13 protein-coding genes are annotated in these 13,275 nt (G+C 43.4%); 3 read left to right on the forward strand and 10 right to left on the reverse strand.

Features of this window, described 5'->3' with window-relative positions; translation table 11 throughout:
• A partial coding sequence (locus tag DEO48_RS11815) for a HisA/HisF-related TIM barrel protein (protein ID WP_258306094.1) occupies positions 1–404 on the forward strand: 404 nt, incomplete at its 5' end.
• Complete coding sequence (hisIE, locus tag DEO48_RS11820) at positions 398–1,009, forward strand: bifunctional phosphoribosyl-AMP cyclohydrolase/phosphoribosyl-ATP diphosphatase HisIE (RefSeq protein ID WP_109845262.1); 612 nt, start codon at positions 398–400, stop codon at positions 1,007–1,009. The genes DEO48_RS11815 and hisIE, both read left to right, overlap by 7 nt.
• 38 nt (positions 1,010–1,047) lie before the next feature.
• Here hisIE and wzzB read toward each other — a convergent pair whose 3' ends face one another.
• Positions 1,048–2,028: an LPS O-antigen chain length determinant protein WzzB gene (wzzB, locus tag DEO48_RS11825; RefSeq protein ID WP_109845263.1), complete on the reverse strand. Its 981-nt coding sequence runs from the start codon at positions 2,026–2,028 to the stop codon at positions 1,048–1,050.
• 192 nt (positions 2,029–2,220) lie between these two features.
• Between wzzB and DEO48_RS11830 the strand changes: the two genes are divergently transcribed.
• The gene (locus tag DEO48_RS11830; RefSeq protein ID WP_063441247.1) at positions 2,221–3,225 is read left to right on the forward strand and encodes an NAD-dependent epimerase; all 1,005 of its coding nucleotides are present in this window, start codon (positions 2,221–2,223) and stop codon (positions 3,223–3,225) included.
• Between the two features lie 53 nt (positions 3,226–3,278).
• On the opposite strand, the gene ugd is transcribed toward DEO48_RS11830, so the two are convergent.
• The 9 genes from ugd to DEO48_RS11875 all read right to left on the reverse strand — a co-directional run.
• Positions 3,279–4,445, reverse strand: a complete 1,167-nt coding sequence (gene ugd / locus DEO48_RS11835) for a UDP-glucose 6-dehydrogenase (RefSeq protein WP_059347010.1) — start codon at positions 4,443–4,445, stop codon at positions 3,279–3,281.
• A 226-nt stretch (positions 4,446–4,671) separates the two neighbouring features.
• Positions 4,672–6,078, reverse strand: a complete 1,407-nt coding sequence (gene gndA / locus DEO48_RS11840) for an NADP-dependent phosphogluconate dehydrogenase (RefSeq protein WP_024908082.1) — start codon at positions 6,076–6,078, stop codon at positions 4,672–4,674.
• Between the two features lie 111 nt (positions 6,079–6,189).
• The gene (locus tag DEO48_RS11845; RefSeq protein ID WP_109845264.1) at positions 6,190–6,591 is read right to left on the reverse strand and encodes a WbuC family cupin fold metalloprotein; all 402 of its coding nucleotides are present in this window, start codon (positions 6,589–6,591) and stop codon (positions 6,190–6,192) included.
• Positions 6,578–7,789 carry a glycosyltransferase family 4 protein gene (locus tag DEO48_RS11850; protein WP_109845265.1) on the reverse strand — a complete coding sequence of 404 codons (1,212 nt, stop codon included), beginning with the start codon at positions 7,787–7,789 and terminating at the stop codon, positions 6,578–6,580. The genes DEO48_RS11845 and DEO48_RS11850 overlap by 14 nt, the downstream gene beginning before the upstream one ends.
• Positions 7,789–8,919: a non-hydrolyzing UDP-N-acetylglucosamine 2-epimerase gene (gene wecB / locus DEO48_RS11855; RefSeq protein WP_109845266.1), complete on the reverse strand. Its 1,131-nt coding sequence runs from the start codon at positions 8,917–8,919 to the stop codon at positions 7,789–7,791. Before wecB ends, DEO48_RS11850 begins: the two co-directional genes overlap by 1 nt.
• Entirely contained in the window at positions 8,919–10,022 is a 1,104-nt protein-coding gene (locus DEO48_RS11860; protein WP_109845267.1) for a capsular polysaccharide biosynthesis protein CapF, read from the reverse strand. The genes wecB and DEO48_RS11860 overlap by 1 nt, the downstream gene beginning before the upstream one ends.
• 1 nt (position 10,023) lies before the next feature.
• Positions 10,024–11,058 (reverse strand): UDP-N-acetylglucosamine 4,6-dehydratase/5-epimerase, encoded by a 1,035-nt coding sequence (gene fnlA / locus DEO48_RS11865; protein ID WP_109845268.1) that lies wholly within the window; start codon positions 11,056–11,058, stop codon positions 10,024–10,026.
• Between the two features lie 9 nt (positions 11,059–11,067).
• Positions 11,068–12,171: a glycosyltransferase gene (locus DEO48_RS11870; protein WP_109845269.1), complete on the reverse strand. Its 1,104-nt coding sequence runs from the start codon at positions 12,169–12,171 to the stop codon at positions 11,068–11,070.
• Between the two features lie 73 nt (positions 12,172–12,244).
• A partial coding sequence (locus DEO48_RS11875) for an EpsG family protein (RefSeq protein WP_258306095.1) occupies positions 12,245–13,275 on the reverse strand: 1,031 nt, incomplete at its 5' end.

Genomic DNA, 13,275 nt, shown 5'->3' on the forward strand with positions numbered 1-13,275 from the left:
TTGTGGTTGGGATCGACACCTGGTATGACGCCGCAACGGGCAAGTTCCACGTAAACCAGTACACCGGGGATGAAAGCCGCACGCGCGTGACGCAGTGGGAAACGCTCGACTGGGTGCAGGAAGTGCAGAAGCGTGGCGCGGGCGAGATTGTCCTCAACATGATGAACCAGGACGGCGTGCGTAACGGGTATGACCTCGAGCAGCTGAAAAAAGTCCGTGCGGTCTGCCACGTTCCGCTGATTGCCTCCGGCGGCGCGGGCACCATGGAACACTTCCTCGAAGCCTTCCGCGATGCGAACGTGGACGGCGCGCTGGCCGCGTCCGTGTTCCACAAACAGATTATTAATATTGGTGAGTTGAAAACGTACCTGGCCGACCAGGGCGTGGAGATCAGGGTATGTTAACAGAGCAACAACAGGCGCAGCTGGACTGGGAAAAAACTGACGGATTACTGCCGGTGGTTGTCCAGCATGCCATCTCAGGCGAAGTGCTGATGCTAGGGTATATGAACCAGGACGCGCTGGCGAAAACGATCGACAGCGGCAAAGTGACCTTCTACTCGCGTACGAAACAGCGCCTGTGGACCAAAGGCGAGACCTCGGGTCATTTCCTGAACGTGGTCAGCATGGCGCCTGACTGCGACAACGACACTCTGCTGGTGCTGGCAAACCCAATAGGCCCTACCTGCCATAAAGGCACCAGCAGCTGCTTCGGCGAGACGAGCCATCGGTGGTTGTTCCTGTATCAACTGGAACAGCTGCTGGCAGAGCGTAAAACGGCGGATCCTGAAAGTTCCTACACCGCGAAGCTGTACGCCAGCGGAACCAAGCGTATCGCACAGAAGGTAGGAGAAGAAGGCGTTGAGACGGCGCTGGCCGCGACCGTGCATGACCGCGAGGAGCTGACGAATGAAGCGTCTGATTTGATGTATCACCTGCTGGTTCTGCTGCAGGATCAGGAGCTGGATTTGACGGCGGTGATTGAAAATCTTCGCAAACGTCATAAATAAAAAAACCGGGGATAATCCCCGGTTTTTTTATCTGCAAATCAGGCTTTTGGTTTGTAGTTGCGTAAGGCGTTGCGGCTAAGCAGGACGCCAGAACCGACCATCGCGCCAAGCAACACGGCAAGGACCAAAATAACAGCTTTTTTCGGGCTGTCGCGACGGACTGGCAGATCAGGCTTCATGACGTAACGATAAACATGGATGGTGTCCGGGTTTACGTTCAGGTTTTGGATATCCAGCAGGTTTCGCTTGGTCTGGTAATAAGCCGTTGGGAAGACCAGGGGACGAGAAGCTTCATTGTCAATCATCGACTTCAGCCCCTCGCTTCCCAGCAGGAATAACGTCTCTTGAGTTACATCCTGTGTCTGCTGTAGCTGCGGAGAGGTAATTTTCGCTGCTTCGGCGTTCTTTAGTGCCTCTGCAATCTGTTTGATACGCAGATCTTTTTGCTCCTGAGCGACCTTCTCCTGGTTTTGCAGAGAATCATTCAGGGTCTTGATCTGCTGTTTGATGTTGTCTTTAAGGTCAACGGCCAGTTCTTTCGCAGTTTGCTCATCAACCTGCTGAATGTACTGCGCCAGTTGCTTCTGAGCCGCTTCTGCAGAGGTACTGGTGTATGAAACACTTAGCGGTAGCGGCTGTGCAGTCGAGGTCGGAGCGATGGTCAGTTTTTCAGGATCCTCCTGATTCTCAAGTGCCTGAGATAATGCCGAGAACGAAGAATTAAAACGGCCAATCGCGCGCGTTTGAATGTCGAGCATTGAGGGTGCAGCACTGCCGTAGAGAATGTTCAATGCATTTGAATAGGCCGCTATCTGGGCAGCATCAGGCTGTGCAATAATCGCACTGGAGGTCCATTTCTCCTTTGCGACCGATAAATATCCAATTGCCAGGACGATAAAAACAACAACAAAGGTTGCTATCATCCACTTCCCACGCCACAGCTGCAGCATTAAATCAAGTAAATCAATTTGCTCAGGGTCATTGCTTCGACTGACCTGGCTATTGTTGTTTTGTGTCATACAATCCCTAACAGATGAAAAAGGGCAAACAGAATGATGTCTGCTTAGTTTATCTGTTACTGGCGATTTTTCTATAAGAATCCGATGAGTTAAATCGGAAAGATGGGTTATGTAACTTCGACCCTTCGCGCTATCATAGACACCATGTGATGCGCTATGGCATCTGTAAGAAAAAGGTTTATGAGGGAAGCTATGAAATTTTTGGTCACGGGCGCTGCAGGTTTTATCGGTGCGAATGTCAGCAAACGCCTCCTTGAGGCCGGTCATCAGGTTGTTGGTATCGATAACCTCAATGAATACTACGATGTCAACCTGAAGCTGGCACGCCTGGAACTGTTAAAATCTGAGAGTTTCACCTTCCACAAGCTGGAATTAGCTGACCGCGAAGGTATGGCCACGCTTTTCGCCAGTGAGAAATTTGATCGCGTCATTCACCTGGCCGCACAGGCAGGCGTACGCTACTCCCTGGAAAATCCGCACGCCTATGCGGATGCCAACCTTATCGGCCATCTCAACGTGCTGGAAGGCTGCCGCCATAATAACGTGCAGCATCTTCTGTATGCCTCATCCAGCTCCGTATATGGCCTCAATCGCAAGATGCCATTCTCCACTGACGATTCCGTGGATCACCCGGTCTCACTCTATGCCGCGACCAAAAAAGCCAATGAACTGATGTCGCATACCTATTCGCATCTCTACAATCTGCCGACCACCGGCCTGCGCTTCTTTACCGTGTACGGTCCGTGGGGACGCCCGGACATGGCCCTGTTTAAGTTTACAAAGGCGATGATTGAGGGCAAAAGCATCGATGTCTATAACTACGGTAAGATGAAGCGCGACTTCACGTATATTGATGACATCGCTGAAGCAATTATTCGTCTGCAGAATGTTATTCCTCAGGCAGATGCAAACTGGACCGTTGAGACCGGCTCCCCGGCAACCAGCTCTGCGCCTTACCGGGTTTATAACATCGGTAACAGTTCGCCAGTGGAACTAATGGATTACATCACCGCCCTGGAAGACGCGCTGGGTAAAAAAGCCGAGAAAAACATGCTCCCTCTCCAGCCAGGCGACGTACTGGAAACCAGCGCAGACACTAAAGCACTGTATGACGTGATTGGTTTTAAACCGCAAACCTCAGTCAAAGATGGAGTAAAGAACTTCGTTGACTGGTATCGCGATTTCTACAAGGTCTGAAAATAAAAAACCCGGCAATTCAGCCGGGTTTTTTTACAGGATAAAGCAGAGAATCAGTCGCTACCAAACAGATCGCGGGTATAAACCTTATCCGCTACATCAGCCAGCTCTTCCGCCATGCGGTTTGAAATGATGACGTCGGCTTCTTTCTTAAAGGCATCCAGATCGCGGATCACCCGGGAATTGAAGAACTGATCGTCCGGCATGGCAGGCTCATAGATAACAACCTCAACCCCTTTCGCCTTAATGCGCTTCATGATCCCCTGAATGGAAGAGGCGCGGAAGTTATCGGAGCCACTCTTCATGATCAGACGGTACACACCAACAACTTTCGGTTGACGCGCAAGGATGGAATCGGAAATGAAATCTTTACGAGTACGGTTAGCGTCAACAATCGCCGAAATGAGGTTATTCGGTACAGCCTGATAGTTTGCCAGCAGTTGCTTAGTGTCTTTTGGCAGGCAATAGCCGCCGTAGCCAAATGACGGGTTGTTGTAGTGGTTGCCAATGCGAGGGTCGAGACACACCCCTTCAATAATCTGGCGGGTATTCAGGCCAAGACTTTCTGCGTAGCTGTCGAGCTCATTAAAATAAGCTACTCGCATTGCCAGGTAGGTATTCGCGAAGAGCTTAATCGCCTCAGCCTCAGTGGAGTCGGTAAACAACACCTGAATATCTTTCTTCACTGCGCCTTCCTGAAGCAGAGCAGCAAAGCGTTCAGCGCGCTCAGAACGTTCGCCAATAACGATACGCGAAGGATGCAGGTTATCGTAAAGCGCTCTCCCCTCACGCAGGAATTCCGGCGAGAAGAAGATATTATCAATACCGAATTTTTCTTTAATGGATTTGGTAAAACCGACAGGAATGGTCGATTTAATGACCATTACCGCATCAGGGTTGATCGCGATAACGTCTTTAATCACCGCTTCTACAGTTGAGGTGTTGAAGTAGTTTGTTTTAGGATCGTAGTCAGTAGGCGTCGCAATAATGACGTAATCCGCATCGCGGTATGCATCTTCTTTATCTGTCGTGGCGCGGAAATTCAGCGGTTTATTGCTGAGGTAGTCCTGGATTTCTTTATCCACAATCGGCGATTTTTTCTGATTGAGCATATCCACTTTGGCCTGCACGATATCCAGCGCAACCACTTCATGATTCTGGGCAATCAGAATGCCGTTAGAAAGACCGACATACCCTGTTCCGGAGATTGTTATTTTCATTCGCTAATGACTTCTGTGAGTTAACTGTACTGATGGCCGCCTGACCATCGCGATAAACATAACTGTTGGGCTTTGTACCTCCTGGCAAACTGAACTGTCAAGGCAAACCAGGAGTAATCACTACGAGCGGGACGAGATTCAGACTACTTCGAATAACAGGCGACATTTTTTGCATAAAAAAACCCGGAGACAGGCTCCGGGTTTTGATTACAGCGAGTAAGTTAACTTATTCCATCCATTCGGTATGGAACACGCCTTCTTTATCGGTGCGTTTGTAAGTATGCGCACCAAAGTAGTCACGCTGTGCCTGAATCAGGTTAGCAGGCAGAACGGCCGCACGGTAGCTGTCGTAGTAGGCGACTGCAGCCGAGAAGGTCGGAACCGGGATACCGTTCTGAACAGCGTAGGCAACCACGTCACGCAGCGCCTGCTGGTATTCGTCCGCAATTTTCTTGAAGTACGGTGCCAGCAGCAGGTTGGCGATACCGGCGTTTTCAGCATAGGCATCGGTGATTTTCTGCAGGAACTGCGCACGAATGATGCAACCCGCACGGAAGATCTTCGCGATTTCACCGTAGTTCAGATCCCAGTTGTTCTCGTCTGACGCCGCACGCAGCTGAGAGAAGCCCTGCGCGTAAGAAACGATTTTACCCAGATACAGGGCACGACGCACTTTTTCAACGAATTCGGCTTTATCACCTGCTGGTTTGGCCTGTGGGCCAGACAGCACTTTAGACGCCGCAACACGCTGCTCTTTCAGGGAAGAGATGTAACGCGCGAAGACGGATTCGGTGATCAGAGACAGCGGTTCGCCCAGATCCAGAGAGCTCTGGCTGGTCCATTTACCGGTACCTTTATTCGCAGCTTCATCCAGAATCACATCAACCAGGTATTTACCCTCTTCATCTTTTTTCGTGAAGATATCTTTGGTGATGTCGATCAGGTAGCTGTTCAGCTCACCTTTATTCCACTCGGTAAAGGTTTCAGCCAGCTCTTCATTAGAGAGGTTCAGACCGCCTTTCAGCAGGGAATAAGCTTCAGCAATCAGCTGCATGTCGCCGTATTCGATGCCGTTGTGCACCATTTTCACATAGTGACCTGCACCGTCCGCACCGATATAGGTTACGCAAGGCTCACCATCTTCAGCCACGGCTGCGATTTTGGTCAGAATAGGCGCAACCAGTTCGTACGCATCTTTCTGGCCGCCAGGCATAATAGATGGGCCTTTGAGGGCGCCCTCTTCACCACCGGAAACCCCGGTACCGATGAAGTTGAAGCCTTCAGCAGACAGCTCACGGTTACGACGAATGGTGTCCTGGAAGAAGGTGTTACCGCCATCAATAATGATGTCACCTTTTTCGAGGTAAGGCTTCAGGGAATCGATAGCTGCATCGGTACCAGCGCCCGCTTTCACCATTAACAGGATACGACGAGGCGTTTCCAGAGACTCAACGAACTCTTTCACCGTATAGAAAGGAACCAGTTTCTTGCCTGGATTCTCAGCAATCACTTCTTCGGTCTTATCACGGGAGCGGTTGAAAACGGAGACGGTATAACCACGGCTTTCGATGTTGAGCGCCAGGTTGCGCCCCATCACTGCCATACCGACAACGCCGATCTGTTGCTTGGACATTACATACTCCTGTCAGGTGTGGTCACCGCGACTTATGCGCGGCTTGAAATGTGGCTTAGATGTTAACTCAGGATCAAGGTCTGGAGATAGCGGAAGATGCTTTTCAGGAAGCTATCGAACAAATGCTTTTGCAAAAGAAGGATCAAATGGCCCCTCTTTCACTTCCATCATGAGCGCTCGGGAAGACAAACATTTTACACTATGTATGTCACCAGGAGAGAATTCCACGATTTTTACGCCGCTACTATCACCAGCCGTAAATTCTTTGATAACTTCGCCACTATCGCTGTGTAAACAGACCTGTATTTCGCCTTGCATGACAACAAACATTTCCCATTGATGAGAAAGTTCATGATAGTGGGGTTCTACAAAGCTGCCTTTAACTAAAGCAATTAACAACCGCTGTACTTTATCCTGATGCGAATCGTGCATCAAAAGGTGAGAACGCAGGCGCGCTGATTCCTCAGCTTGTTTATATAAATCTTCGAGTTGGTCATTATCAATTAGTCGCATTATATGCCTCCAGCCTCATTTCAATCGTCTGTGCCGCAGATTCGACAGAAAACTGCGCCTTCAATAATTGATTAGCTCCTTGTCCAAGCTCATGACGCATATTGATATCATTAAGCATTAGTAATGCTGACTGATAAAGTTTGTCATCCTCACCATTGATGTGAATGAAACCGGCATGATTTTGATTTACAATTTCGAGTAAATCATTACCAGCATTAACGCTTCCTAATATAGGCAAGGCCTGTACCATATAGCCCAATAACTTGCCAGGGAAATTATGCGAGGAATGACAAGCTGAAAGCGAAAACAGGCCAACATCAACTTCCGAAAGAATATTTTTAAACTCTTCCTGATCTACAGAAGGCATATATGTGAAGTTTGTTAAAGACCACTCGCTAGCTAATTCGTTAATTAGTTCAACTACATCACCTTGACCAACGAACAAGAAATGCGCCTGGGTATGGTCAGCCATACGCCGAACCAAACGCATTAGATTGGCCATATCCTGCGCGTGACCAATATTTCCGCCATAGAAAAAAATAACCTTATTCTCAATACCAAGCCGTTTTCGTACGGAAACATATCCCTGAGGAATTACAGCAGGCGTGAGTGATGCCCAATTTCGTAATACCTCACATGGATAACTTTTATTTGAAACTCTAAAAACGTCAAGGTTTTTATCAGACATTAACCCAATTCGGTTTGCCTGCTGATAGGAGTATTTTTCGAAGAAGCGAAAATAACGTTCAATTAAAGAGCCTTCTTTGAGCATGCCAGCATCAATGACCCACTGAGGAAACATATCCCTCAAAATAAGATAGGCAGGACATTTACAGCGAGATTTTATTCTTTTCACTAAGCCTCCCCAAAAAATGGAAGGCGAATAATAAACTACACCATCAAAAGTGTCTTTGTGTATCTGACTTTTGATCGCACTCCAACCTCTAAAGGACAAAAGTGTTTCATTGATAGCACGCTGAGTTTTCGAAACATCCTTAAGTGGTCCACTTTTAAAGCGCCATGTTTTTACTCCCTGAAAGATGTCAAATGAGGCCTCTTTTTGCAAGGTGGTGTCAGGTGTAATAACTGTTACATCATGTCCACGTTGCATAAACTCCTGGGCCAACTCATGAAACATTTTTGCACCAACACGCGTACTATTGGGTAGATAATCATCTATGATTAAAGCTAGTTTCATTAATATTCTTTCCAGACGACTCTTTTGACGTAATCTGTATAAGAGTGAATAATCCTTACAACTTTATCAGAAACATTTGGCATACTGTAATCGCTCACCTGCCGTAAAAGTCGTGTTTGCCCACGAGGCTGTGTTGCAAGGATATCCAGTGCCTGAAGTACACGTTCGCATTCCAGGCCTACCATCATAACGGATGCTTCTTCAAAACCCTCTGGACGCTCATGAGCTTCCCGAATATTAATAGCAGGGAAATTCATAATTGAAGACTCTTCCGTGATAGTTCCACTATCAGACAATACAGCTCGTGCATTTTTCTGAAGTTGATTGTAATCATGGAAACCTAAAGGCTTAAGCAAATGAATGTTTGAATGGAATTGAATTCCTTGTTCATTTATTCGGTTTCGTGTACGAGGGTGAGTGGAAACTATGACTGGCAAATTATACTTTTCAGCAATGGTGTTTAAAATTTCCGCCAGCTTGATTAGTTGCTTCGGAGAATCCACGTTTTCTTCTCTATGTGCACTTACAACGAAGAACTCTTCGGGACTAAGATTCAAGCGGGATAACACATCCGAACTATCAATTTGAGGCATATAGTATGAAAGCACTTCAAACATTGGACTGCCGGTTTTGATGATTCTGTCGGCCGGAATGCCCTCAGCCAGGAGGTATTCACGAGCAATATCACTGTAGGTCATATTGATATCAGCAGTATGATCCACGATTCGTCGGTTAGTTTCTTCCGGAACACGTTGGTCGAAACAGCGGTTGCCCGCTTCCATATGGAAAATAGGTACTTTACGCCGCTTAGCGGGAATCGCTGAAATGCATGAATTTGTATCACCCAGAACTAACATTGCCTCTGGTTTTTCAGATTCCAAAACTTCATCAACTTTTATAATAACCTGACCAATTGTTTCCGCCGCGTTCTTCCCTGCAGCATTTAAGAAATAATCAGGTTTTCTAACACCAAGATCCTTGAAAAATACTTCATTCAACTCATAATCATAGTTCTGACCTGTATGAACAAGAATATGCTCACAGTGAATATCAAGCTTAGCTAACACACGTGACAACCGAATAATTTCCGGACGCGTTCCAACAACAGACATAACTTTTAATTTTTTCATTATAGCGGTCTCGCAATTGTATCTGGCAAATCACGATTAAAAATTTCATTTGCCCAAAGCATAACTATTAATTCATCACCACCAATATTAGTAATATCATGGGTCCAACCAGGTACCGTCTCAACAATTTCAAACTTCTCTGATGAAACGTTAATCTCATAACGTTCCCCGGTAATTACATGCTCGAATTTGAAACACGCACGCCCACGAATCACTAAAAATTTTTCATTTTTTGAGTGGTGATAATGGCCCCCACGTGTAATTCCAGGATGGGCCGTAAAAAATGAAAACTGACCCGCAGATGGCGTCTTTAACATTTCACAAAAGATGCCGCGAGCGTCCCCGTAAGAGGGAATAGAATATGAAAACTCTTCAACGGGTAAATAACTCAACCAAGTCGAGTATAATGCGCGAATGAAACCCGTACCTACATTTTCAGTAACTAATGTTGAACGACTTGCTTTAAAGCGCTTGAGTAGTTCAGCAACTTCACCTACTGTTGTAGAATAAATGGGGTTAATACTTTTATATCCACTCTCGGATTTACCTTTAAGAAGTTCTAACGCTTCGCTACAAACATCATCAATGTAAACGAGATTAACTGCGGCAGAGGGATCATTGACGGTAATATCCAGACCGCGAGCTAAATTGTAGCAAAAAGTAGCGACAAAAGAGTTGTAGTTTGGTTTACACCATTTGCCAAAAACATTAGGAAAACGATATATATAATATGATGCACCGCTAAGCGATGCATAACGTTCAACATGTTTTTCTGACGATGCTTTACTCAGACCATATGGATTATCTAATTCAGCCTGGATTGAGGAGCTGATCATTAGTGGAATTCTTTTGCCGTTAGCAATTAACAATTCAACTAACTTGGCTGTAAAATTGGAGTTACCTTCAATAAACTCACCATTTTGCAGTGGTCTATTTATCCCTGCAAGATGATAAACAAAATCTGCGTTTTTTACTGCATCTTCAAGGTCTTCTGCGGTTGAATTACGACCAATTTTAATTAATTGAGTATAACCAGCCTCTTGAAGCCGTAAACATAAGTTACGGCCAATGAAGCCCTCAGCTCCGGTGATAAGAATCTTCATATTAGGAATCCAATTCGTATTGCTCGCCAGCACGTAATGCTCTAATAAAAGGAAGTTTAAGGAGCAGTGTTTTCATGCCCTCAACATCCAGTCGAGTTGTGTTATGAGAGTTATAATCTTCAATTTCAGAAATTCGACGATCGCCTTGCTCAACATATTTGCCATAATTAAGGTCGCGTAAATCAGGTGGTACTCGATAATAATCACCCATATCAATCGCTGCGATCATTTCTTCACGGCTAAGTAATGCTTCGTACAATTTTTCTCCGTGACGAGTCCCAATCACATTCACAGGATGGCTTTCAGCATTTAAGAGTTGTTTTAGAGCTATAGCCAAAGTATCTATGGTTGCAGCGGGTGCTTTTTGTACAAAAATATCGCCATTATTGCCATGTTCAAAAGCATAAAGCACTAAATCTACTGCATCCTCAAGTGTCATCATAAAGCGAGTCATGTTTGGATCGGTAATTGTAAGCGCTTTACCCGCTTTAATTAAATCAACAAAAAGCGGAATCACTGAACCCCGAGATGCCATTACGTTTCCATAGCGAGTACCACAAATCACCGTTTTTTCGCTATTAACATTACGTGATTTTGCAACCATGACTTTTTCCATCATAGCTTTCGAAATACCCATAGCATTTATTGGGTAAACTGCTTTATCAGTACTTAGACATACAATACGCTTGACTTCGTTTGCGATCGCCGCTTCAAGGACATTTTCTGTGCCTAACACATTAGTTTTAACTGCTTCCAAAGGATGGAATTCACAGGAAGGAACTTGCTTCAATGCTGCTGCGTGATAAATATAATCAACTCCTCTCGATGCGTTAAGCACACTTGAGTAGTCTCGCACATCTCCTATATAAAACTTCAGTTTCGGATTATTATATTTTTTACGCATGTCATCTTGTTTTTTCTCATCACGAGAAAAAATACGAATTTCGCGTATATCTGTTTCTAAAAAACGGTCAAGCACAGCATTACCAAAAGAACCTGTACCACCAGTTATCAACAACACCTTATTTTTAAACATATAATAACCCTATTTAAGTAACTCAAAAAATTGAGGCCACGATGAACGACTATCATTTTCAAACTTCTTATAATGATAATCAGAACCCTGTTGCAATGCAGTATGAATCTCTTGAGCCCAATCTATTTCACTGTTATAGTCCACAAAAATCGCCCCTTCGTATCCTGAAAGAACATCTCTGGAATAAGGTAAATCACTACATATTATCTTTTTACCTAAAGAGGCAGCCTCGATCAGTGGAAGTCCATATGATTCGATATAGCTTGGAAAAACGATTATTGTAGCTTTTTCATATATCTTTTGTAAATCTTGATAAGATAATACGCCTAAATACTCAACATTTTCTTCCAGTGCATTACGAGCAATGTAATCATCAAAATTTTTATATAAACCCTTATTGAAGGTCACTTTAAATTTTATATCATACCGATTATATGATTTCTTTAGCAAGCTAAGCGCCTTAAGAATTATCATATGATTTTTATAACTTAACGGCGTTGCCGGATATAATAGCGTATTTTCTTCTTTGATAAAACCATCCAACTCGACTGAGGAGGTAAAGGCTTTAATATCGGGTTTTATAATCTCGATTTGTTCAGGAGAAAGCTTGTTACAACGCTTTAATACGCCTGTTTTCATCCAATCAGTTTGCACAACAAAAATCGTTGATTTACTAACAAATTTAAATATAAAAAAAGAGTAGAAAGTTTTGTATAAAAATAGTTTAAAATTATCAACTGAAAGGTTTTTAAAAAAAGAATGTATTTCAGAAAAAGGTATTGGTTGATGCAAATAAATAATTTGTTCATATGGCACATTCAAAGATGAATTTTGCAAACTAATAACTTTCTTAACATTAATGCATTTCTTTTTCAAAAAAGACTTACAACCAAACCAGTCCCAATATATTCGCTTAAACCATCCCTTACGCTCATTTTCTATATAAATAATATTATCATATTTTGGTAAGTGCAATCCCTGGGGAACAAAGATGAGATATTTATTATTATCTTTAGATGCATGCGATACAAACTGACGGAGTATTGTAAGCGCACCACCTGAAGCCAATGCGGTTGCGCTTACTACCATGTATCGATGTTCATTGTTAATCATTGATTACCTGCTGTATATACATTAATTTTTTATGATGTTATGCCTACGATAATAAGTCACACGTTAAAGTAAATTAAATACTACATAAATAATTGTAACCCATGTTTGTCAAAATTAAGCATTTATCTTTCGCTGCTATTCGTAGAGAAACATCATCCATAGTGTCGTAATTTTGGAAAATAGTTTGTTGATGCATAATGTTATAATAGCTGTGTTCATAGGTAAATGGTCGAATAATTTGCAATGCAAAGTAAGCGTATATAAAAAGCTTGCTAAAGTTAACTTTTCTTGCCGTTAATACTTTTTTATAGTAAAAAGACTCTCCAACATGAATGTATAGCAATATTAATACATAAGGGAAACCATACCAGCCTATTCGTGTCATTACAGGCATCATTTTTCCAATAAAAATAGCAAAAGCAATATACAGGCAACACCCAAGCAATATTATATTGTTTAAATTAGTATGTTTTGATAATAAATTTCTTTTAACTTTATAAAAACTAAAACCAATAAGAACTAACATTATGACATCTAATGCAGAACCGGAACCTATCGATAACATAGGCTTGTATTGGTCTGAACTCAAATAGAAATTCAGTTTTTGACTTGCTATTGAGCCAACCGGTAAAACCCCGAGCGCAAAATTTAATATACTGTTTGAAAAAAAGAAAAAAAGGCAACTTACACTCAACAATCCGTAACTTAATATTTTATTTAGCTTGCCAGAGTATACAGGTATCAAAAACAACAGTGCAATCAAGGCTGTTATATGAAAGGTAGAAGCCAGTAAAATTAAAAGTATATATTTCTTTAACTCCCGGCAAATTAATTTTCGGACCGAATACATTACAATGGACATTGCAAGCGCTTGCCTAATAGCCTCTATGTAAATACTCCACATAAACAAACACATAATGGATATTACAACAAAGCACCCGTGGTCAAAATATTTTGCGTATTGATATATCAGCAATACATTTATAAACGCAATAAATATTATTATCGCCTGAAACCCTAGTAATCCTATAGTTGTTACAATAAAATTATAACCAGGTTCGAACAAAACAAAACCGGGTTGACATACATCATTAACCTGACAAT

Source organism: Enterobacter sp. CGMCC 5087, from assembly GCF_003144775.1.
Lineage (GTDB): Bacteria > Pseudomonadota > Gammaproteobacteria > Enterobacterales > Enterobacteriaceae > Enterobacter > Enterobacter cloacae_M.